Below are 23,799 nucleotides of genomic sequence, written 5' to 3'. Positions count from 1 at the left end.
GCAAGATGTTTATCAACATCTCACTAAAATCTGGAAAAGCGTATTAAATTCTTATCGTCTACTTTATTTCTTAACTTCTAACAAACAAAACCACTTTGGCGTTGTATGGTTAAGCCTCACGGGTAATTAGTACGAGTTAGCTCAATGGCTCACACCACTTCCACATCTCGCCTATCAACGTTGTAGTCTTCAACGGCCCTTCAGTTAACTTATAGTTAAAGTGAGAACTCATCTCGAGGCTCGCTTCCCGCTTAGATGCTTTCAGCGGTTATCGATTCCGAACGTAGCTACCGGGCAATGCCATTGGCATGACAACCCGAACACCAGCGGTTCGTCCACTCCGGTCCTCTCGTACTAGGAGCAGCCCCTCTCAATTCTCAAACGCCCACGGCAGATAGGGACCGAACTGTCTCACGACGTTCTAAACCCAGCTCGCGTACCACTTTAAATGGCGAACAGCCATACCCTTGGGACCGACTTCAGCCCCAGGATGTGATGAGCCGACATCGAGGTGCCAAACACCGCCGTCGATATGAACTCTTGGGCGGTATCAGCCTGTTATCCCCGGAGTACCTTTTATCCGTTGAGCGATGGCCCTTCCATTCAGAACCACCGGATCACTATGACCTACTTTCGTACCTGCTCGACGTGTCTGTCTCGCAGTTAAGCTGGCTTCTACCATTACACTAACCGTACGATGTCCGACCGTACTTAGCCAACCTTCGTGCTCCTCCGTTACTCTTTGGGAGGAGACCGCCCCAGTCAAACTACCCACCAGGCACTGTCCTCAATCCCGATCAGGGACCTAAGTTAGAACATCAACACTACAAGGGTGGTATTTCAAGGACGGCTCCACGCAATCTAGCGACTGCGCTTCAAAGCCTCCCACCTATCCTACACATGTAGGGTCAATGTTCAGTGCCAAGCTGTAGTAAAGGTTCACGGGGTCTTTCCGTCTAGCCGCGGGTACACAGCATCTTCACTGCGATTTCAATTTCACTGAGTCTCGGGTGGAGACAGCGTGGCCATGGTTACACCATTCGTGCAGGTCGGAACTTACCCGACAAGGAATTTCGCTACCTTAGGACCGTTATAGTTACGGCCGCCGTTTACCGGGGCTTCGATCAAGAGCTTCGCCTAAGCTAACCCCATCAATTAACCTTCCGGCACCGGGCAGGTGTCACACCGTATACGTCATCTTACGATTTTGCACAGTGCTGTGTTTTTAATAAACAGTCCCAGCCACCTGGTCACTGCGGCTCTCGCCTGCTTACGACGCGAAGTCTTCACAAGTAAGAGCGTACCTTCTCCCGAAGTTACGGTACAATTTTGCCTAGTTCCTTCACCCGAGTTCTCTCAAGCGCCTTAGTATTCTCTACCTGACCACCTGTGTCGGTTTAGGGTACGATTCGATATAAACTGAAGCTTAGAGGCTTTTCCTGGAAGTAGGGCATCAACAACTTCACCACCGTAGTGGCTCGTCTCGACTCTCAGCCTTAGCGACCCGGATTTTCCTAAGTCACCAGCCTACAGCCTTTCACATGGACAACCAACGCCATGCTTGCCTAGCCTGCTCCGTCCCCCCATCGCATTTATACCAAGTACGGGAATATTAACCCGTTTCCCATCGACTACGCTCTTCAGCCTCGCCTTAGGGGTCGACTCACCCTACCCTGATTAACATGGGATAGGAACCCTTGGTCTTCCGGCGTGCGGGTTTTTCACCCGCATTATCGTTACTCATGTCAGCATTCGCACTTCTGATATGTCCAGCATGCCTCCCGGCACACCTTCAGCCACTTACAGAACGCTCCCCTACCCCGCGAACTAAGTTCGCAGCCGTAGCTTCGGTGGTATGTTTAGCCCCGTTACATCTTCCGCGCAGGCCGACTCGACTAGTGAGCTATTACGCTTTCTTTAAAGGATGGCTGCTTCTAAGCCAACCTCCTAGCTGTTTTAGCCTTCCCACATCGTTTCCCACTTAACATACACTTTGGGACCTTAGCTGACGGTCTGGGTTGTTTCCCTCTCCACGATGGACGTTAGCACCCACCGTGTGTCTCCCGGATAGTACTTTACGGTATTCGGAGTTTGCAAAGGGTTGGTAAGTCGGGATGACCCCCTAGCCTTAACAGTGCTCTACCCCCGTAAGTATTCGTCCGAGGCTCTACCTAAATAGATTTCGGGGAGAACCAGCTATCTCCCGGTTTGATTAGCCTTTCACTCCTAGCCACAGGTCATCCCCTAACTTTTCAACGTTAGTGGGTTCGGTCCTCCAGTCAGTGTTACCTGACCTTCAACCTGCCCATGGCTAGATCACCGGGTTTCGGGTCTATACCCTGCAACTTAAGCGCCCAGTTAAGACTCGCTTTCGCTACGGCTCCCCTAAATGGTTAACCTTGCTACAGAATATAAGTCGCTGACCCATTATACAAAAGGTACGCAGTCACCCTCGAGGGGCTCCTACTGCTTGTACGTACACGGTTTCAGGTTCTATTTCACTCCCCTCACAGGGGTTCTTTTCGCCTTTCCCTCACGGTACTGGTTCACTATCGGTCAGTTGGGAGTATTTAGCCTTGGAGGATGGTCCCCCCATATTCAGTCAAAGTTTCACGTGCTCCGACCTACTCGATTTCACTTTAAATAAGTTGTCGTGTACGGGACTGTCACCCTGTATCGTCATACTTTCCAGAATGTTCCACTAACTACATTAAAGCTTAAGGGCTAATCCGATTTCGCTCGCCGCTACTTTCGGAATCTCGGTTGATTTCTTTTCCTACGGGTACTTAGATGTTTCAGTTCTCCGCGTTCGCTTCATACAGCTATGTATTCACTGCATGATGACCCAAAGGGCCGGGTTTCCCCATTCGGAAATCCTAGTCTCAAGCGCCTCTTACTGGCTCAACTAGGCTTATCGCAAGTTAGTACGTCCTTCATCGCCTCCAACTGCCAAGGCATCCACCGTGTACGCTTAGTCACTTAACCATACAACCCAAAATAGTTTTGAATTGTAGTGTCAAAGACAGTTTTAACTTCGCCAGAAGTTAAGTAATACTAAAGTAGACGCTAATAAATTCTTTCGAATTTATCGGCATTTTTCTTTCGAAAACTCTATAGAACAACAATTTTCATTGTCATTCCGAGAATTTAATATCAGCTTTCCAAATTTTTAAAGAGCAAGAGAATTACTTCTCAGAGTTAAAAACTCTCAGAGTACCAAGTCGTTGGTAAGAGTGTTTATCTATGAGGAGTAGGTAGTAAAGTGGTGGAGCTAAGCAGGATCGAACTGCTGACCTCCTGCGTGCAAGGCAGGCGCTCTCCCAGCTGAGCTATAGCCCCACATTACTAGGAATAACATTGTTCTGAACCGAGCTTCTTTTCGAGGCAAGGCATTAAGTGAGGACGTTTAGTAGTTTCTAAACGACGAGCTTAATAACGCAGCATCGGGAAGAAGTGGTGGGTCTGAGTAGACTTGAACTACCGACCTCACGCTTATCAGGCGTGCGCTCTAACCAGCTGAGCTACAGACCCAAACAATGTTTGTGTTCTCTAATTCTAATCAACAATCATCTGTGTGGACACTTCGAACAAATTAGTTCTAAGTCGATAAGGAGGTGATCCAGCCCCAGGTTCCCCTAGGGCTACCTTGTTACGACTTCACCCCAGTCATGAATCACTCCGTGGTGAACGCCCTCCCGAAGGTTAAGCTATCCACTTCTGGAGCAACCCACTCCCATGGTGTGACGGGCGGTGTGTACAAGGCCCGGGAACGTATTCACCGCGGCATTCTGATCCGCGATTACTAGCGATTCCGACTTCATGGAGTCGAGTTGCAGACTCCAATCCGGACTACGACATACTTTAAGTGATTCGCTTACTATCGCTAGTTCGCAGCACTCTGTATATGCCATTGTAGCACGTGTGTAGCCCTACACGTAAGGGCCATGATGACTTGACGTCGTCCCCACCTTCCTCCGGTTTATCACCGGCAGTCTCCTTAGAGTTCCCGACCGAATCGCTGGCAACTAAGGATAAGGGTTGCGCTCGTTGCGGGACTTAACCCAACATCTCACAACACGAGCTGACGACAGCCATGCAGCACCTGTATCAGAGTTCCCGAAGGCACCAAACCATCTCTGGTAAGTTCTCTGTATGTCAAGTGTAGGTAAGGTTCTTCGCGTTGCATCGAATTAAACCACATGCTCCACCGCTTGTGCGGGCCCCCGTCAATTCATTTGAGTTTTAACCTTGCGGCCGTACTCCCCAGGCGGTCTACTTAATGCGTTAGCTTTGGAAAAGTTGTCCGAAGACCCCAGCTCCTAGTAGACATCGTTTACGGCGTGGACTACCAGGGTATCTAATCCTGTTTGCTCCCCACGCTTTCGTACATGAGCGTCAGTGTTGACCCAGGTGGCTGCCTTCGCCATCGGTATTCCTTCAGATCTCTACGCATTTCACCGCTACACCTGAAATTCTACCACCCTCTATCACACTCTAGTTTACCAGTTCGAAATGCAGTTCCCAGGTTAAGCCCGGGGCTTTCACATCTCGCTTAACAAACCGCCTGCGTACGCTTTACGCCCAGTAATTCCGATTAACGCTCGCACCCTCCGTATTACCGCGGCTGCTGGCACGGAGTTAGCCGGTGCTTCTTCTGTCAGTAACGTCACAGCTAGCAGGTATTAACTACTAACCTTTCCTCCTGACTGAAAGTGCTTTACAACCCGAAGGCCTTCTTCACACACGCGGCATGGCTGCATCAGGCTTGCGCCCATTGTGCAATATTCCCCACTGCTGCCTCCCGTAGGAGTCTGGACCGTGTCTCAGTTCCAGTGTGGCTGATCATCCTCTCAAACCAGCTAGGGATCGTCGCCTTGGTAAGCCGTTACCTTACCAACTAGCTAATCCCACTTGGGCCAATCTAAAGGCGAGAGCCGAAGCCCCCTTTGGTCCGTAGACATTATGCGGTATTAGCCATCGTTTCCAATGGTTGTCCCCCACCTAAAGGCATGTTCCCAAGCATTACTCACCCGTCCGCCGCTCGTCATCTTCTAGCAAGCTAGAAATGTTACCGCTCGACTTGCATGTGTTAGGCCTGCCGCCAGCGTTCAATCTGAGCCATGATCAAACTCTTCAATTAAAAGTTTTTTGAATCCGAAGATTCGTGCTCAATGAATTCTGATTTTGTCTGTTTCTACTTTTAAAAAAGTAAAATCAAAACGAATTGACTATGTTAGTCACTCATAAGAAATTGAGACTCTAAATTTTTGTGCGTCATTCAGTAAACTGAAATTCGCTGTTAGAACTCAATCTGTACGAGTGCCCACACAGATGATTGCTTCATATTTTTAAAGAACAGTGCGATAACTCGTTATCGCTGCGCTGTTAGCGCTGAGGGTTGTGCATTCTAATCACTTCCCACTTTATGTCAACACTTAATTTTGAAAAGTTTCAGAATCAAGCTTTATTTGACTCCCAACTCGCTGGCTCGTTGCTTTTCAGCGTTGTGCCCCGTGTCGGTGGAAGCGCATTATAGGGAAATCGAAACCCAGCGCAACCCCTTTTTTGAAGAAAAGTGAGAAAAACAGCGCGTTCGGACACAAATTACACTAAACGCACATTTTTAGACCTTTTATGTACAAAAAGAGCGCTTAATCGCGCTCAATTTTCAATATCCAACCAGCTTTTTCCTGATACCCAGCTTCTAACTCTAATTCGCTGCGCATTAATGGGTGCTCATGCAGCCACTCATCCGGTAAAGTCAGGGTAAGCGTTTCAGGTTCAGTCGCTGTGATGTATAGATCTGGCAAAACATCATCCTGACGGCGCATAGACAGAATAACAGCAACCCGGAAGATCCTGACAAGTAATTCAACGAATCCCTGATGATGACCAAACTGGATAAAGGTATCTTCTTCCACGTCGAGCCGGTGGTTACCCACTAAAGTTACCACCATTTGCTTTTGTACTCGGGAATAACCAGGCATGCCGGTGTGTTTTAAAATGTAGGCGCTGTGCAAATGATAAGACTTGTAGTCAATGACCAGACCAATCTCATGCATGGATGCAGCAGCATGCAATAAACTACAGGCACTTTGAAAATCAAACTGCATTGGTGCTTTCAACTGCTGTAGAAAGATTTTGCAGATATCAAACACACGTGTCGCCTGCCCAGTATCAACATGATATCGAGACATAAAGCCATCGAGTGTGCGTTTGCGAATATCAGCCTGATTGAGCTGATCAATCATGCTATATAGAATGCCTTCACGCAAAGCACCGCCAGCAAGACCCATTTGCTCAATCTGTAGTGCTTCAAACAATGCTATCAAAATTGCCAGACCAGAAACAAAGACCAAACGGCGTTCTTCACTCAGTCCGGGCAACTCAAGTTGCTCTATACTTTCGAACTGAATGGCTTGCGCACGAATTGCCTGGAGCTTATCCAGCGTCAGCATCTCATCCAGGCCTAGTGCCGCAAAAATTTCCTGAATGGCCTGAACAGTCCCGGATGCGCCAATTGCAAGCTCCCAGCCAGACGATTTATATTGCGCAGCATACGGGGCAACCACCTCGTGCGCTGCTGACGTTGCAGCGGAGAAGTTGGCCTCACTCAGTGCACCATCTGAGAAATAACGCTCTAAATAGGTGACACATCCCATATTCAGGCTGTGGTACAGCTGTGCTTCAAAGCCCTGACCAATGACAATTTCGGTGCTCGCGCCACCGATATCAACAACAAGCTGTCGGCCCTGGCAGGCTGAGGTATGTGCGACGCCCTTGTATATAGACAGGGCCTCTTCTTCGCCACTGATAATAGAAATAGGGTGACCCAGAATTTGCTCGGCCTGATGCTTAAACACATCAGCGTTAGTTGCCAAGCGCAAGGTTGCTGTGGCCACAATACGTATATTGTTAGCCGGGATATCCTGAAGTCGTTCAGCGAACAAGGATAAACATTCCCAACCTCGCTGCATCGCTTCTTCACTCAGCAAATTTTGCTCATCCAAGCCAGCTGCCAGCCGCACTTTACGTTTGACCCGACCAATTGTATGCACGCCACCGGCCATATGTTTTGCGATTAACATATGGAAGCTGTTTGATCCTAAATCAATCACCGCATACACATTTTCATGTGGAGATCTCTGAACCACGCTTACTAACCTCTATCTACCTCTACCAAAACGCCCAATTAATTTCGCGGGCGCGATTTTTGGTAACTACCTTGTCGACGGTTATTACCACTGCGATTACCGCGCTGACCGGATGTATTTCTGCGCCTTTGTTGTCTGGCTGGCGCTTTAATATCATCTAGCAGAGCTGACTTATCGTAGTGTGAAACCGGAATTGCATGGTCAATGTATTCTTCAATCTCATGTAAGTTATATGCATATTGCTCACAGGCAAAACTTATTGCATGCCCTGACGCACCTGCTCGGCCAGTACGGCCAATGCGATGCACATAATCTTCACAGTCATCTGGCAAATCAAAATTGAGTACATGACTCACTTCAGGAATGTGCAAACCTCGTGCTGCAACATCGGTTGCAACCAACAGGTCCAATTCACCCTTAGTGAATTTAGACAAAATCGACAAACGCTTTTTCTGATTGACATCACCGGTTAACAGTCCAACCCGATGCCCATCATTTTTTAGCCATTCATACACGTTTTCACAACTGTGTTTAGTATTGGCAAATACAATGGCCTTATCTGGCCACTCTTCCTCAATCAAGGTAAGGAGTAAAGGAATTTTGTCCTCTTGCGAGGGATGGAACAACTCTTCTTTGATCCGTTTGCCTGTTTTAACATCCGGTTCAATTTGCACATGGATAGGGTTGTGCATATGTTCAAAAGCTAACTCCTGAACACGGTAAGACAGAGTTGCAGAAAACAGCAGATTCAGACGCTGTTGCGTATCCGGCATGCGATTGAACAGATAACGAATATCTTTGATGAAGCCCAAATCGAACATTCGGTCTGCTTCATCTAATACAACAACTTCAATATTATTAAGGTTATAGGCACCTTGTTTATAGAAATCGATCAGGCGTCCGGTCGTACCAATGAGGATATCCACCCCTTTTTCTAGTTGTGACCGTTGTTTTTCGTATTCTTCGCCACCATATACTAAACCAAGCTTTAACCCACACGCCGGCGCCATGATTTGTGCGTCTTTATGGATTTGGATCGCGAGCTCTCGTGTCGGTGCCATAATCAACGCACGTGGCTGACCGGCAACCTGGGCGTCAGATTGGCTTTGCATCAGCCTGTGACAAGTTGCAGTTAAAAACGCCAGCGTTTTACCTGTACCTGTCTGAGCCTGACCGGCAATGTCTCTGCCCTCACTAATGTAGGGCATGCACTTTGCTTGGATTGGCGTACAGTATTCGAAGCCACTCGCTGTCAAACCGGCGACCACTTCCGGCGCTAAAGCAAAGTCGATAAATTTTTTTATTGGTCAAATGTGTCTTAGTCATAGCGATTAAGCATAACGTTTAAACTTGCAATAAGAAACAAGAGTGTTTAAATACGCATTAAATAATTGACCTAATTCTAACGGAGAGCGCAATGAGCGACAAAATTATTCAATTAACTGATGACAGCTTCGAAGCAGACGTGCTTAAGTCGGATACCCCTGTACTGGTAGATTTCTGGGCTGAATGGTGTGGTCCATGTAAAATGATTGCACCTATCCTGGACGAAATTGCAGACGAGTTCGAAGGTCGCGCAACTGTAGCTAAGCTCAACATCGATCAAAACTCACTAACACCACCTAAATTTGGTATCCGTGGTATTCCAACTCTGCTGCTATTCAAAGACGGTGCAGTTGCAGCCACTAAAGTTGGTGCGTTGTCTAAAACACAACTGATCGAGTTCCTTGAGAACAACATCTAACTAAACACTTAATTACCAGCATCAGCTTACGCTGGTCGCTGAATAAGTCACAGTCTGAATGTAACAGGTGGTGCTGTGTTGGCACTGCCTGATTAAATTTGTATAAAGACTGGACGACTGCTCCCCTAGCTGCTAACTTATAGAGCCACTAACCTTAAGCAATTTCAATTCAATCCCTCGTACCACGAGAGAACAACTTTTAAATAAAGAACCCACCAATATGCATTTACGCGAACTGAAAGACAAGTCAATCAATGAGCTTGTAAAACTTGCCGAGTCTATGGGACTCGAAAACGTCGCCCGTCTGAGAAAACAAGACATCATCTTCGCCATCTTGAAAGCGCACGCAAAAAGCGGCGAAAACATTTATGGTGGCGGCGTGCTGGAAATTCTTCAGGATGGCTTCGGCTTTTTACGCTCATCGGAAGCCTCCTACCTAGCAGGTCCGGATGACATTTATGTTTCGCCCAGCCAGATCAGACGCTTTAGCCTACGTACCGGTGACAGTATCAGCGGTCTGATCCGCCCACCTAAAGATGGTGAGCGCTACTTCGCACTGTTGAAAGTGAATGAAGTTAACTTTGATAAGCCGGAAAACTCCAGAACGAAAATCCTGTTCGAAAACTTGACGCCTATTCACGCCAACGAGCGTATGGTGATGGAACGCGGTAACGGCAGTACAGAAGACATCACTGCCCGAGTTCTGGACCTGGCTTCTCCTATCGGTAAAGGCCAGCGTGCATTGATTGTTGCACCACCTAAAGCTGGTAAAACCATGCTGCTACAGAATATTGCGCAGTCTATTTCTTACAACAACCCAGACGCAACGCTCATGGTACTACTGATTGACGAGCGTCCGGAAGAAGTAACAGAAATGCAGCGCCTGGTGCAAGGTGAAGTAGTTGCCTCTACCTTTGATGAACCAGCAAGCCGCCACGTACAGGTTGCAGAAATGGTCATTGAAAAGGCGAAACGCTTAGTAGAGCACAAGAAAGACGTCATCATCCTGCTGGACTCAATCACTCGTCTAGCACGTGCCTACAACACTGTAATTCCATCTTCAGGTAAAGTCCTGACAGGTGGTGTTGATGCCAACGCACTACACAAACCAAAACGCTTTTTCGGTGCTGCACGTAACGTAGAAGAAGGCGGCAGTCTGACCATTATTGCCACAGCCCTAATCGACACGGGCTCTAAGATGGATGAAGTCATTTACGAAGAGTTTAAAGGCACCGGTAATATGGAACTGCACTTAAACCGTAAGATTGCTGAAAAGCGCGTCTTCCCGGCGATCGACTTTAACCGTTCAGGTACTCGTCGTGAAGAACTGCTCACTAAGCCAGATGAGCTTCAGAAAATGTGGATTCTACGCAAAATTGTCCATGAGATGAGCGAAATCGATGCAATGGAGTTCCTGATCGATAAGCTGTCGATGTGCAAAACCAACAACGAGTTCTTTGACTCAATGAAGCGTAAGTAACCCATCGCTTAAGAAAAAGCCTGCTGATGCAGGCTTTTTTTATGCCATGATAGCTTGGAACTCTCTGATTGGTGTTCTATATATTAGGAAGTGTGCAAAACACTTGTTTGTATCTCAGGGAAGGCCACCTCCCCCAAGCACTCGGCTCACAACCTGGGCCCGCATTGCATTACAGCTCGTGTTATTTAGTAAGCCTGATAAGGAAGAACACATCCATGCGTTTAATAGCCAGTGCCATGGCCGTGACTACGGTGAACATAGCCGCCGTGCTGATCTGTACAGCCATATTCTCCCTCCCTCTGACAGCCACCGCTTCACTCATTGCTATGATGCTGGTTTCATCTGTTCTGATCACACTCTGGGTAGATAAGAAACAAGAAAAAGGGGCTTACTTGCAAAGTTTTGTCAGTGCGCTGCATCACCAGGACACGATTGATCTAACCTTTCGTTTCGACGAAAAAGATAAATCACTGCCCAAAGCTTGCCTGGCTATAAACGCCAGTATGGCAATGATGGAGCACATCATTGGTGAGGTCTATGCCTCTTCATCACGGCTGACCCCTATGGCCGATAGCCTGCGTGATACCTATGCCTCCATGACACAAAAGGCGACCATCCAACATGCCCATGGAGAAGACTTGGCCACGGCCATCAACCATATGTTAACGGTGTCAAGAGAGCTGGATGACAGTCTAGAAAAAATCTACAGCTCCGTCGAAAACGCCACTCAGGCGGTAAAAAAAACCCGTGTGGATACCGACAAGAGCCAGCAAAGCCTGATGACGCTGGCAAGCAATATTCAGACGACCAGCGAACAAATAGCCACATTAAAAACAGACAGCGATGCCATTAGTTCTGTGATTGATGTGATCAATGCCATTGCCGATCAAACCAACTTGCTAGCCCTGAATGCCGCCATTGAGGCCGCAAGAGCGGGTGAACAAGGTCGGGGATTCGCCGTGGTAGCCGATGAAGTACGCAGTCTTGCAGCACGCACCAGTCAGTCTACACAAGAAGTGCGCAACATGGTCAATAAAATCCAGGCCGGTACAGACAGTGCACACGCCCTGATGTTAACTGCGCTGGAAGAAACCGATAAAACGGTCGGTCTATCAGAAGCCTCAACAAAAGAGGTCGATCAGATAGAGCGGGCTATGATAGACATTAATGCTATGTCGCACAGTATTCACGACCAGGTAAGCCAACAGAAAACTGTCTCTGATGAAGCGCAATCCAGCATAGAATCTATGGTTGAACTCAATTCAGATGCACTGTCTGCGTCAAAGATTCAGGCAGTGTCGAGTACTGATCTGATCAATCTGGCTGCATGTATTCATGAGAAGTTGTCTATGTTTACGGCAGAGCGACCACATCCAGATATGTCTCATAGAACCGATACCAGCCGCTATAATAGTGATGCCGATACGAATGCAGTCTCAAAGAAACCCCACAGCCCCCAGGCTGATGAACATAGTAAATTAGGAGACATCGAGCTGTTCTGAGTAACTGCACACTTTGAGTTCATCACACAGGATCAGAAACAAATCCTGATAAAGCGCCGTTTGTTCCTGCTTCAGCGCCGCTTCAAACTGTGAGGCAATATCTGCTATATGCACAAACTCAAACATACTCGCTGCCCCATTTAATTTATGACAGTGATGCTGTAATGCCTGCCAGTCCTGATCCTGCCACAGATCGATTAACTTGTACCTTTCCTGCTCCAGAGTCTGTGCAAAACTCTGTTTGAGATCGCTCATATCTATCGACAAGTCCAGTGCCTGGGCCGCATTAGTGCGATGCAAGGACTGAGCAAGCGTTTGATATAGGAGATCGCTGTTAATCGGTTTACTAAGATGGCCACTGAACCCCTGAGCCAGATAGCCTTTAATTTCGTGCTCCATCACGTTTGCCGTCAGTGCATAAACCTCACCTTCAAAGCCTGCCTGTCGTAATAGTTGTAACGCTTCCAGACCATCCATTTCTGGCATCTGAATGTCCATCAGCACCACATCGGGATACGCGCTGAGACAGCGCTCTACAGCTTGCCTGCCGTTACTAACGGCATCGACTTCCAGACCCATTTTTTCCAGCACACGAGTGATAAGCACTCGGTTGTCATCATGATCTTCCGCCAGTAATACCGTGCCGGACAAACGTGAATCGGGGAGTTGGGAGGGAGTGGACTGCGCCTCATTAAGGCGCTCGGTTCCTTTGGTATGACTCAGGCGGGCACAGGGGACAACCAGCTTAAACTGGCTCCCTTTCTCGACTTCACTGTACACTGAAATCTCACCCCCCATCATCTTGGCCAAATGTTGTGACAGACTAAGCCCTAACCCAGAGCCGCCAAATCGACGCGTGATACTATTATCTCCCTGTTGGAAGCACTCAAATATCCTGGCCACCTGAGATGGCGACATCCCAATGCCACTGTCCTGAACAATAAACGTGAGGCCATCGTCATACCGGCGGATAATCAGCTCTACCTGCCCATGCTGCGTAAACTTAACCGCATTGCTGAGTAAATTAATTAAGATCTGTTTCAGACGCACATAATCGAGCCGAACCAAATAGGGCACTGGCAAATCATTTTCCACTAACAAAGCAAGTGACTTTTCTATGCAGGGGCGCTGGAACATATCGCAGACATCAGCCAGTAAATTCTCTATGGTAAATTCGGTGTACTCCAGTTCTAGTCGCTGCGCCTCTATTTTACTCAGGTCCAGTACATCGCTGATGAGGTCTTTGAGATGATTGCCCTGTCGTGTCACAACAGCCAGTGACGACATAAGGTGGGCGTCGTGCGTGTAATCCTGCTGCAAGCTTTCGGCATGACCCAAAATTGCAGTCAGCGGCGTGCGAATTTCATGGCTGATATTGGCTAAAAACTGACTTTTTACCTGATTGGCATTACGCAGCTCATCGGCGCTTTGCTGTAACTGTGCCGTTCGCTGCGCAACTTTTTTACTGAGTTCAATCTTTGCCCGTCGCTCGGTCGCGCGATGATAAAAAGCAAACACGGAGATCAGCGCCAGACATAAGATCAGCCCGCTCATCCACAGTAGTTGATTACGTTGTTCGTCCTGCAGTTGTTGCAGCTCCTGCGCTTGCTTCATTTTCGCAAACTCCTGACTTAACTGACTTTCTTCAAACTGACTTTGGTATTTATTGAGGCGCGTAATGAGCCCCTCATTCAGCAACGAGAATTGCAAGTCCCGATAATAATCAAGTGTTTCAGCCGCAGACTGCATCTTACCTGTTGCCGCCTGAACCAGCGCCAGTAAATGTAAAAACTCACGCTCCCTGAGCCTATCTCCCAGCTTTCGTGTCAGCATTAGTCCGTGATCAATACTGGCTTCCGCACCGGCGATATCATCACGCATCAGCTGCAACCTTGCCATCGGATGCAAGGCATGCATTACCCCAGCCTGATTATCGGCTTTTTCAGCGTAGTACATGGCAAAATTGACCTCCTGCTCCGCTGCGGTGTAATCGCGGATCAACAGGCTCAGTTTCGCCATGTTGACATATTCAAACGCCAAGTGACGTGTATCATTAATACTGTGATAGTAATCAACCGCTGCTTTCACAGCTTCTCGGGCCAGCTCTGGGCGATTTGACTCGGTATAAATAACGCCCAGGTTACCCTGTACCAACGCCACACCATAATGATCTTCAAGCCCCTCAAATAACGTCTTTGCACGCTTGAGTAGCTCTTCTGCTTTGTCATAGCGAAACTGACGAATATAAACGCCAGCAAGATTCAGCAACATGTCTGCCCTGTCCTGCTCATTACCATACTGTTCATACAACATGTATGCGGCCAGGTACTGCTCCAGAGAGGCTTCTAAGTCATGGATCTGGATAAATGACATACCCAGATTATTGTGAATGTCTGCGCGCTCAATGGGATTATTTCTTTGTTCTGCAACGGCGAGCGCCTGCTGATAATCGACCACAGATGCAGCATAATCTCCCTGATAAAACGCACTGATCCCCTGCATTTTAAGCGCATAATACAAACTGTCAGACAATCCCTCATCGCGACTAAAAGACTCCAGTTGCTCAAAATAACGGATCGCCATCTCATAGCGCGTGCTTTCCAGTGCAATTTTACCTATGGCCTTAAGGGTCGCTGCACGGTGTTGCGGACTTAATTCAGTGACCTGCAGCAAGCGTTCAGCACTAAGCACCTGCTCCTGCCAGTTGGACAGGTCTGATAATGCCTCAATTTGTGATGTAATCGCAGGTTTGGCGGCAGATGTCTCAGCATGGCCTTGCGCCGACCAGATCCCCACCAGTAACACAGTGGTCACAGCCCACTTTAACCCCTTTGTCATCCCTGTCTGCCCCGTATTACTTGCAATAGACGTGTCAAAAAATAAGAATTGAACAAAGAAGATACACTATGTTTACAGGCGGAACAATGTTGAACCCCCTCCTTGATGCCACTTTTAGAATAATCACCCGTGAGCGTGCGACCCAACTGCATCGACTGGCCGCAGCGCTGGATGCTGATTTTGGATTGCCGAAACTAGATAATGATCCAGACAAGGACCTTTTTAAACGCAATTTTCTGTTGATGAACGCACTGTATCAGCTGCAACAAGAGATGGCGGAGCAAGGTTACTACCTTCAGGTCGAGGCCATGGATATCCGCCTGAAAGAGCAACCGGCCAACTCCGCCTTGCAGGCACACGATCCGCTCAGAGACTATTATTTAGATTGGCGCAATTATGATACCAGTAAGGACGATGTGGTAGCGTTACTTGATCAGTTCTGGCAACGCTATCTCAAGTTACCGCAACTGGCACCGCAGCAACACGCGGAGTTAATTGCAAAATGGCAGCTACCCAACCCATATTGCCGGCGCCAACTCAGCAAGCGCTGGCGCGCACTGGCATTTGCTGCTCACCCGGATCAACAAGGTAATCACTGCGCCTTTCAGCAGCTCCAGCACGAATATGAACAACTCAAACACTTTGCGACAGCGGAAGAGTCATAGTGCTCGCATCAGCCGGGAGAATCTTAGCGGATACACAGTAATCATCTTGCTATTTAGCGCGCCAGAATTAACAATTTTAAGCCCTGTTACCGCCAGACTTCTCCTTGAATTGCTAAGCAATTAAGGGGGATTGATAGCCTCACAGGCTCATCCGCTTCGCTTTAAATTTACGTCCCTTAAGCTTGCTTTCCTGCAACTTCCTCAGCGCAGGTTTCACGCCTTCTCGGGCCACTGCGACAAACGCCTGATGGTCCAGCACATCGATATGACCAATCAGGCTGGCACCAATCCCTTGTTCAGAAGTCAGACAACCGACGATATCGCCGGCACGAAGTTTATCTTTTTTGCCGCCATCGACCTGCAACGTTACCATCGGAGGCTTAAACACAGGTTTGTCGAGCAGGCTCAGTGGCGGCGGAGTCACCGGCTCAAAGGTTTGCTCATAAATTTCGCCCAATTTAGCGACTTTAAACGCCTCATTTTCACCATACAAAGAGCAAGCAAGGCCTTTTTTACCACCCCGTCCGGTTCGGCCGACCCGATGTACATGGGTTTGCGGATCCAGAGCCATATGATAGTTGATCACCATATCAACATCTTCAATATCCAGACCCCGGGCGGCGACATCTGTGGCAACCAATACCGATGCACTTTTATTGGCAAAGCGGATCAGCGAACGGACCCGCTCAGCCTGGTCCAGGTCGCCGTGTAAGGTCACAACGTTGACCCCACTGCTCTTGAGCTCACTGTACAGCTTTTTTGTTTCCACTTTAGTATTACAAAAAGCAATGCAGCTGACCGGTTTGTAATGCTGGAGCAACAGGCGCAGTGTATTGAATCTCAGCTTGTTATTTTTGAGTGCAAAAAACTGCTGCTTAATCTGCCTGTTCAGAGCTTCTTCTTCCCCTTTCACCATCACAGGTTCACGCATAAACTGTTGTGTCAGCGCTTCAATGTCTTTCTGATAAGTGGCACTGAACATCAAGGTCTGGCGTTCTGGTGGCAGATATATCGCGATATTCTCCAGCGCTTCGACAAACCCCATGGCCAACATCTGATCGGCTTCATCCAATACCCAAGTCTGCACCTGGGTCAGGTCGAGTGTGCCTTTATACAAATGTTCTTCAATCCGCCCTGGGGTGCCAACCACCACGTGCGCACCATGCTCCAGTGAACTTATCTGGGGCCCGATAGGCTCACCCCCACACACGGTCAATACCTTGATATTTTGCATACTACGCGCCAGCTTGCGGATCTCAGTAGTCACCTGCTGTGCCAGCTCTCGAGTTGGCGCCAATACTAAACTCTGGATCACCTGCTCTTCGGCCACCAATTTATTCAGTAAGCCAAGGCTAAATGCCAGTGTTTTACCCGACCCGGTTTTTGCCTGCGCAATCACATCCTGGCGGGCAATAATAGCGGGCAATGCCTGCGCCTGGATGGGCGTCATGGTAGTAAAGCCGGCTTGCTGTAAACCACTTTGAAGCTGTCGGGTCAACGACACTTGATTAAACGACTGAGTCACACTGCTACCTCGGATGAATTCAATCTGCCAAGTTTAGCAAATCCCACATAGCGCCGTCACTTCAGTAAGCAAAAACGCCCATTCACCCCGAAACAGTTTAATTTAACAACAATTGTTGCGACAATCTCCAGTGATGTAAATTACCAAGGGTTACTATGGATCAGAGAATACGCTTTGCGCCTTTTTGCAGGCTAGCCAGCGCCGCCAGACATTGGCTATTACCACTGTGTGCGTTAACCGCCAGTTTTGTGAGTCACTCTGATGAACTCACGCAAAAACAACTCGAAGACGTCGCTAAGGTGCGCACGCTGGCAAGTCAGAGCGACTTAAGCTGGCAGTTACTGGAATCGCTCACCACCGAAATTGGCCCACGCCTGCCCGGCACAGGAAACGACAAATTAACCGTGGCCTGGGCTGAGAAACAGTTTAATCGTTTGGGCTTTGATAAAGTCTGGCTGGAAGCTGCGACTTTCCCTGAATGGCGCCGCTATCATGAATCGGCCAAGTTGATTGCGCCCAGTGAGCAACCCCTACATATCACAGCGCTGGGCAACAGTATCAGTACCCCACAACAAGGGTTACGTGGTGAGGTCGTGCTGTTTGAAACATTTGATGAACTGAAAGCCGCACCAGCGGGTAGCCTGAAAGGTAAAATTGCCTTCATCAATTACCGAATGAATCGGGATATCGATGGTAACGGCTACGGCCCGGCGGTTCAGGCACGCAATAAGGGCGCTGTGGAAGCGGCGAAAAAAGGGGCAGTCGCTTACATGATGCGTTCCGTCAGTACTGCCCATCACCGCTTTGCCCACACCGGCGGCAGTCACTACGATGAACAAGTTACAAAAATCCCCACAACAGCCATTGCGAATCCGGACGCCGACCAAATCGCGCGTCTGCTCAAGCATGGCCACACCCCTCAGGTCGAAATTAATATTCAAACCGAAGATCTGGGCGAAGGAACCAGCTTTAACGTGATCGGCGAAATCACAGGTTCAGAGTTTCCTGAGCAATACGTGCTGCTCGGCAGCCATCATGACTCCTGGGATCTGGGAACAGGCGCACTGGACGACGGCGCTGGTATGGCATTGACCATGGCAGCAGCCAAACACATTGCGTCAGTGACTCGCCCCAAGCGCAGTATCCGGGTGGTCCTGTTTGCCGCGGAAGAGCTTGGCTTGTGGGGTGCGAAAGCCTACTTTAAACGCCATGAAGACAAACTGGCGCAGATTGTAGCCGCCGCTGAGTCAGACTTTGGCGCTGACGTGGTCTATGCGTTCGAGTCAAAAGTGAATGCTGCGTCTCTGCCGCTAGTGCGTGCCATTGCAGAGCAACTTAAACCGCTCGGCATTACCTATATTGGCGCTAATCGCGCGCGTGGTGGTCCGGACCTCATCCCGCTAAATAACATGACGTCTGCGCCCATTTTCGACCTGCATCAGGATGGTACAGACTATTTTGATTATCATCACACGGCCGACGATACACTGGATAAAGTGGATCCAGACAAACTCAAGCAAAATACCGCAGCCTATGCCGTCTTTGCTTTAATGGCTGCTAATGGCAAAACACCGATGCAGGGCAAATAATGCCGGCATTGTTCAGCAAGTGATTTCCTCACAGGCACCGGACTGACACAGCCGGTGCCTCATCCCAACCAAGGAATGCCCATGGATAAACTCACCGCCAGTCTGTTCACATCCCACGACCTGATCACCCGCTTTCTCATCCGCTTCAAAAGCGTGTTACAGATTGCGGCCATAGTGAGCATTATCGGGTATTTTTGGCTCCAGCATACCCAGCAAACAGCGCAGTTTCAGCGGTTGTTACTCGAGCCCAAAACAGATGACCTGATTTTGATTGATTTGGGCCGCTTTGACACGCAACGAGTCTACCAGGCCCAATTTCGGATCACTCAGGTTGTGGCGACAGCCGACGACACTATCACAGTCAAACAAGGGCGATATACCTACGGACGCAAACGGGATGTAAAACGGGCGATCCAGTTAGATAACCTGATGCTGGACAATTATTTTGATACCGCAACACTGCAATGGCCCCGCGCTGAACTGACAGACTATTTTGAGCAAGGTGCGATCTACGCCATCCACCGCCCCAATGACATTTATGTCATGGGTGGGATAGTCAAACCCAGAGTGATACCACACCTGCATACACCAACAGCCAAACACCGGCTCTCACCCTACAACCAACGCGGCATAGCGCACTATCAAATGGGTGAACTGCAGCAGGCACGCGAAGCCTTTGCGATTGCAGCACAACACGATGATCACTGGGGGCAGTATAATCTCGCAACCATGCTACTAGAGGGCGAAGGGGGAGAGCCAGACCCCAAACAGGCAATCGAACTGCTGCGTCAGGCCGCCGCACAGGGCAACGTCAAAGCACACACACTGCTCAATGAGCTCTGTTCTGGTAATGAGGCGTGTGACTAGCGCGCCATACTCGCCTGCCCGGCCTCTCCGTCAGACTGTTCTGCATAACTATGAATAAAGGCTTCAAATTGTGCCGCATCAGCGGGTTTCGCATGCAGGAAACCTTGTGTGTAATCACATCCGAGCGACTGTAAAAACGCCAGCTGGGCCTGGGTTTCAACCCCCTCCGCAATCACCGTCAGATTAAGCTGTCCGGCCATAGAGATAATCGCACTCACCAGGGCTCGGTCTTCCTCATCCTCAGGCAGATCCCGAATAAAGGCGCGATCAATTTTCAATTTAGACAGCGGGAAACGTTTGAGATAGCTCAATGACGAATAGCCCGTTCCAAAGTCATCAATCGCCAGGCCAACGCCCATCCTACGCAAGCTCTCCAGCTGTCGCTGTATATGGCCCGAGTTGTCCGCCAATACGGTTTCAGTGATCTCCAGTGTCAGCGCATCGGCCGCTAACCCGGTTTCTTTGAGCACCTTGGCAACCAGACTGGCAATGTCCTGTCGCTTAAATTGTGTACTCGACACATTCACAGAAACAAATAAGGGCTGACCCGTTTGCGTGATCCAGGATTTAGCCTGCGCACAAGCCTGATACAACACCCATTCACCGATAGTGATGATCAATCCCAGCTCTTCGCAGATGGGGATAAAATCAGCAGGCGACACCAATCCCAACTGCGGATTGTGCCAACGCAATAAGGCTTCACAACCCAGTCGTTTCTGCCCGACGATCGGCTGGTACGCCAGATAAAGCTCACGATTTGTCAGCGCGCGGTGCAACGCTCCTTCCAGCGCACTGCGTGCTTTTGCATGCTCATGCATCGCAGAGGTGAAAAACTGAAAACAGTTACGACCATGTTCTTTTGCTTTATACATGGCACTGTCGGCATTTCTCAGCAACACTTTGCGATCTGCGCCATCATCGGGGTAGAAGGTGATCCCCATACTGCCAGACACAAACGCTTCATGGCCTTCCAGAAAAAACGGTTCACTCAGCGTATGTAGTACCTTGGTCGCCAATTTTTCCATATCACTGATCTTTGCCATGTCGGGTAACAGCAGCGCAAATTCATCGCCACCTAATCGCGCAACGGTATCCGAGTTACGGGTGCACTCACGGATACGATTGGCCGCGTCAATCAATAATTGGTCACCAATATGATGCCCCAGCGTATCATTCACGGCTTTGAAGCGATCCAGATCGATAAAGCACACCGCCAGACGGGTTTGCTTTTGTTTGGCCTGCGCCAGCGCCAAATCAAACTTGGTATGGTAATGGTGACGATTTGCCAGCCCGGTAAGATTGTCAAAGTTGGCCTGCTGCCACATCAGCTGTTCATTGCGCTTACGTGACGTAATGTCATTAAACAGTGCCACATACATATCGATTTCGCCCGCGGCATTAAACACTGCTGACACTTGCAGCCAGCTTGGATAAACCTCACCATTTTTGCGTTTATTCCAGATCTCGCCTTCCCAGTGTCCACGCGAGGTCAGAGCATCATATAGCTGAGCAAAATAGGCCGCATCATGCCGGCCTGAATTGAATATGGACGGTGTATTGCCCAGCACCTCTGCTGCCGAGAATCCCGTAATGTCGGTAAAAGCCTGATTCACCATCTGGATCTGATTGTCACGATTCGATACCAACACTCCTTCACTGGTTGTCGCAAATACCGTGCTGGCCAAGCGCTGTTCTTTTTCGCCCGCAAGGCGCTTGCTGATGTCCTGGATCAAATAAATAGAACCAGTCTCTATCCCTGCATTGTCCAGCACTGGGGTTTTACTGATCTCAACATCGCGCCGTTTACCTGCCAGTGTAACCTGACATTCCACGGGCTCAGCACACAGGTTATCCAGGCAGCGACAATCTTCCAGAATAAGCGCTATTGGGCGACCCTGAATACTGCCTAAGTCTCGCCGCGCTGCCTGGTTGGCCGAGGCTACCACATTGCTTGAATTGGTATAGATGAGGTAATCCCCAATGGCATTAAAAATGGCACTGAAGCGGTTTTTCTGCAGGTCGGTGCGACGTTTGGCGCGGCGCAAGTGCAAGGTAAACAACACCAGCACCAAAATAGAACCGCCGAGAATCGCAATCACACTGCCAAGCAGGATCAACTGCACCGTATTCGCCTCTTTCAATTCGGCGGTTTGCAGGGCGACTTGCTGCTCTAGGTTAGACTGGTAATGCCACAGGTCGCGCTCCAGACTACGTTGTGCACTGATATCCTGGATCACTGACAACAACAGTGGCTGTCCCTGTTCATTGCTAAACGGGGCAGAATACACGCTCACGGTTCTGATTTCCTGGCTGGCAAGCTGATGCTGAAAGATAAAATAATTACGCCCTTCGCTGAGCGCTGACATTCTCTCCTGCTCAACCTGCTGGGGTGTAAACTGATTGATCTGCTGGATTTGCATGGTTTCCAGGCGGGCCTGAGAGTAGCCATAAAACTGCGCAGCTGCCTCATTCGCCTGGACGATATTACCGCTTTTGGGCTCAATGAGTAACATCACAGCACTGTGCTGTTCAAACGCACTCACAGGCAAAAATGGCTGCGCGCCTGCACTACACGCAGCGGAACAAAATAAGGCCAGAATGGCAATACATGAGCTGGCTATTATGGTTGTTATCTTCAAGCCGCCTCCAATCAAATACTGCGCAATGCAAATGACTATAACTGAAAGCCAAAAACAAAGATATATACCCGGTTCAAACTATTGCGCCGAATCAATTATTTCCCCTGTTAGCATAATAGTCGTTAATAGAACTTTGATACACCCACAGTTCGCCCTTTTTCATCTGACGTCACCTTGCCAGTAAACCAAACCGGCAAACCAGTCGTAAATCTCTGTTCTACCTCTGGCGACTTGTTATACTAGCGCCATAACGTCTGTGCAGCCCAAATGAATGATGAAATATAAAGATTTAAGAGAATTTATTGCTCTGCTGGAAAAGCAGGGCGAGCTGGTACGGGTCAGCCAGCCCATTTCCACCAAACTGGAGATGACTGAAATTGCCGACCGTACATTGCGTGCCGGTGGACCGGCTATCCTGTTTGAAAACCCCATTGGCTTCGATATGCCAGTGCTGGCTAACCTGTTTGGCACCCCCAAACGTGTTGCAATGGGCATGGGTCAGGATGACGTCAGTGAACTACGTGAAGTGGGTAAATTGCTGGCATTTTTAAAAGAACCAGAGCCGCCCAAAGGGATCAAAGAGGCACTCGGGCAGATCCCGGTCTTTAAGCAAGTGCTGAATATGCCGACGAAAGAACTCAAAAAAGCCCCATGTCAGCAAGTAGTAGTGAGTGGTGATGAGGTCGACCTCACCCGGCTCCCTATCCAGCATTGCTGGCCAGGGGATGCAGCCCCCCTCATCACCTGGGGGCTAACCGTCACCCGAGGACCGCATAAAAAGCGTCAGAATCTCGGCATTTACCGTCAACAGCTACTCGGCAGAAACAAGATCATTATGCGCTGGTTGTCCCACCGTGGCGGCGCACTCGATTTTCAGGAATGGTGCCAACAAAACCCTGGAGAGCCGTATCCGGTGTCTGTTGCCTTAGGCGCTGACCCCGCTACCATCCTGGGTGCCGTAACCCCGGTGCCTGACACCCTGAGCGAATATGCCTTTGCCGGCCTGTTGCGTGGCAGTAAAACCGAAGTGGTTAAATCTATTTCCAACGACCTGCATGTCCCGGCCACAGCGGAAATTATCCTGGAAGGCTACATTCAACCGGGCGAAACCGCACCGGAAGGTCCGTATGGCGACCATACGGGCTATTATAATGAAGTAGATGACTTCCCGGTGATGACAGTGACACACATCACGCATCGTGAAGATCCCATCTATCACAGCACCTACACCGGCCGTCCACCCGATGAACCGGCCATCCTGGGTGTTGCGCTCAACGAAGTTTTTGTGCCGATTTTACAAAAGCAATTTCCTGAGATTGTTGATTTTTATCTTCCCCCGGAAGGCTGCTCTTACCGAATGGCGGTGGTCACGATGAAGAAACAATACCCGGGCCATGCTAAACGCGTGATGCTGGGGGTGTGGTCGTTCCTGCGCCAATTCATGTATACCAAGTTTGTGATTGTGTGTGACGATGACGTCAATGCCAGAGACTGGAATGATGTGATCTGGGCGATCACGACGCGCATGGACCCTGCCAGGGATACCACTATGATAGAAAACACGCCAATTGATTACCTCGATTTCGCGTCACCTGTATCGGGCCTTGGCTCAAAAATGGGGATGGATGCCACCAACAAATGGCCAGGTGAAACCGATCGGGAATGGGGTGAGCCCATCGTGATGGACGAGGCGACTAAACAACGCGTTGATGAAATCTGGGATAGCCTGAAAATCATTAAAACTTAATGAATCCGACAGACTTTTTTCTGGCATACGACGATAAGCTAAGCGGGAA

The 23,799-nt window shown here is 49.1% G+C and carries 11 protein-coding genes, 2 tRNA genes, 2 rRNA genes and 1 pseudogene; 7 read left to right on the top strand and 9 right to left on the bottom strand.

Features of this window, described 5'->3' with window-relative positions; translation table 11 throughout:
* Window positions 1–105 precede the first annotated feature (105 nt).
* The 6 genes and pseudogenes from AT705_RS12720 to rhlB form a co-directional block, all read right to left on the bottom strand.
* A 23S ribosomal RNA gene (locus AT705_RS12720) occupies window positions 106–2,985 on the bottom strand.
* 278 nt (window positions 2,986–3,263) lie between these two features.
* A tRNA-Ala gene (locus AT705_RS12715) sits at window positions 3,264–3,339 on the bottom strand.
* Window positions 3,340–3,454: 115 nt separating this feature from the next.
* A tRNA-Ile gene (locus AT705_RS12710) sits at window positions 3,455–3,531 on the bottom strand.
* A gap of 76 nt (window positions 3,532–3,607) precedes the next feature.
* Window positions 3,608–5,140, bottom strand: a 16S ribosomal RNA gene (locus AT705_RS12705).
* Together the 16S and 23S rRNA genes with 2 tRNA genes alongside form the textbook arrangement of a ribosomal RNA operon.
* Before the next feature lie 511 nt (window positions 5,141–5,651).
* Window positions 5,652–7,154 carry a guanosine-5'-triphosphate,3'-diphosphate diphosphatase gene (gppA, locus tag AT705_RS12700; protein WP_058796872.1) on the bottom strand — a complete coding sequence of 501 codons (1,503 nt, stop codon included), beginning with the start codon at window positions 7,152–7,154 and terminating at the stop codon, window positions 5,652–5,654.
* A 38-nt stretch (window positions 7,155–7,192) separates the two neighbouring features.
* A pseudogene (rhlB, locus tag AT705_RS12695) lies at window positions 7,193–8,480 on the bottom strand (ATP-dependent RNA helicase RhlB).
* Between the two features lie 91 nt (window positions 8,481–8,571).
* Here rhlB and trxA point away from each other — a divergent pair.
* The 3 genes from trxA to AT705_RS12680 all read left to right on the top strand — a co-directional run bounded on the left by trxA (window position 8,572) and on the right by AT705_RS12680 (window position 11,880).
* On the top strand, window positions 8,572–8,898 hold the full coding sequence (trxA, locus tag AT705_RS12690) for a thioredoxin TrxA (protein ID WP_010387092.1): 327 nt from the start codon (window positions 8,572–8,574) through the stop codon (window positions 8,896–8,898).
* 220 nt (window positions 8,899–9,118) lie between these two features.
* The gene (gene rho, locus AT705_RS12685; RefSeq protein ID WP_010387091.1) at window positions 9,119–10,378 is read left to right on the top strand and encodes a transcription termination factor Rho; all 1,260 of its coding nucleotides are present in this window, start codon (window positions 9,119–9,121) and stop codon (window positions 10,376–10,378) included.
* A gap of 215 nt (window positions 10,379–10,593) precedes the next feature.
* A complete protein-coding gene (locus AT705_RS12680) occupies window positions 10,594–11,880 on the top strand; it encodes a methyl-accepting chemotaxis protein (RefSeq protein ID WP_058796870.1) in 1,287 nt (428 codons plus the stop codon).
* Here the strand turns inward: AT705_RS12680 and AT705_RS12675 are convergent.
* A complete protein-coding gene (locus tag AT705_RS12675) occupies window positions 11,857–14,718 on the bottom strand; it encodes an ATP-binding protein (RefSeq protein WP_058796869.1) in 2,862 nt (953 codons plus the stop codon). The genes AT705_RS12680 and AT705_RS12675 overlap by 24 nt on opposite strands.
* Window positions 14,719–14,804: 86 nt before the next feature.
* Here AT705_RS12675 and AT705_RS12670 point away from each other — a divergent pair, with 86 nt between their 5' ends.
* Window positions 14,805–15,383, top strand: coding sequence for a DNA-J related domain-containing protein (locus AT705_RS12670; protein WP_058796868.1), 579 nt, complete (start codon window positions 14,805–14,807; stop codon window positions 15,381–15,383).
* 139 nt (window positions 15,384–15,522) lie between these two features.
* Here AT705_RS12670 and dbpA read toward each other — a convergent pair whose 3' ends face one another.
* Complete coding sequence (gene dbpA, locus AT705_RS12665; RefSeq protein WP_082668989.1) at window positions 15,523–16,908, bottom strand: ATP-dependent RNA helicase DbpA; 1,386 nt, start codon at window positions 16,906–16,908, stop codon at window positions 15,523–15,525.
* A 155-nt stretch (window positions 16,909–17,063) separates the two neighbouring features.
* On the opposite strand from dbpA, the gene AT705_RS12660 reads away from it, so the two are divergent.
* Together AT705_RS12660 and AT705_RS12655 are read left to right on the top strand one after the other, a co-directional pair.
* Window positions 17,064–18,497, top strand: a complete 1,434-nt coding sequence (locus AT705_RS12660; RefSeq protein WP_237113727.1) for a M28 family peptidase — start codon at window positions 17,064–17,066, stop codon at window positions 18,495–18,497.
* An 81-nt stretch (window positions 18,498–18,578) separates the two neighbouring features.
* Window positions 18,579–19,364 (top strand): tetratricopeptide repeat protein, encoded by a 786-nt coding sequence (locus tag AT705_RS12655; protein ID WP_058796866.1) that lies wholly within the window; start codon window positions 18,579–18,581, stop codon window positions 19,362–19,364.
* Here the strand turns inward: AT705_RS12655 and AT705_RS12650 are convergent.
* Complete coding sequence (locus AT705_RS12650; RefSeq protein ID WP_082668987.1) at window positions 19,361–22,003, bottom strand: sensor domain-containing protein; 2,643 nt, start codon at window positions 22,001–22,003, stop codon at window positions 19,361–19,363. The two genes, AT705_RS12655 and AT705_RS12650, sit on opposite strands and share 4 nt — an antisense overlap.
* A 274-nt stretch (window positions 22,004–22,277) precedes the next feature.
* Between AT705_RS12650 and ubiD the strand changes: the two genes are divergently transcribed.
* Window positions 22,278–23,750 (top strand): 4-hydroxy-3-polyprenylbenzoate decarboxylase, encoded by a 1,473-nt coding sequence (gene ubiD, locus AT705_RS12645; protein WP_058797993.1) that lies wholly within the window; start codon window positions 22,278–22,280, stop codon window positions 23,748–23,750.
* The last annotated feature ends 49 nt before the right edge of the window (window positions 23,751–23,799 follow it).

The sequence above is a fragment of the Pseudoalteromonas rubra genome (assembly GCF_001482385.1).
GTDB classification, from domain to species: domain Bacteria; phylum Pseudomonadota; class Gammaproteobacteria; order Enterobacterales; family Alteromonadaceae; genus Pseudoalteromonas; species Pseudoalteromonas ardens.
This window is presented reverse-complemented; position numbering and strand designations above follow the sequence as displayed.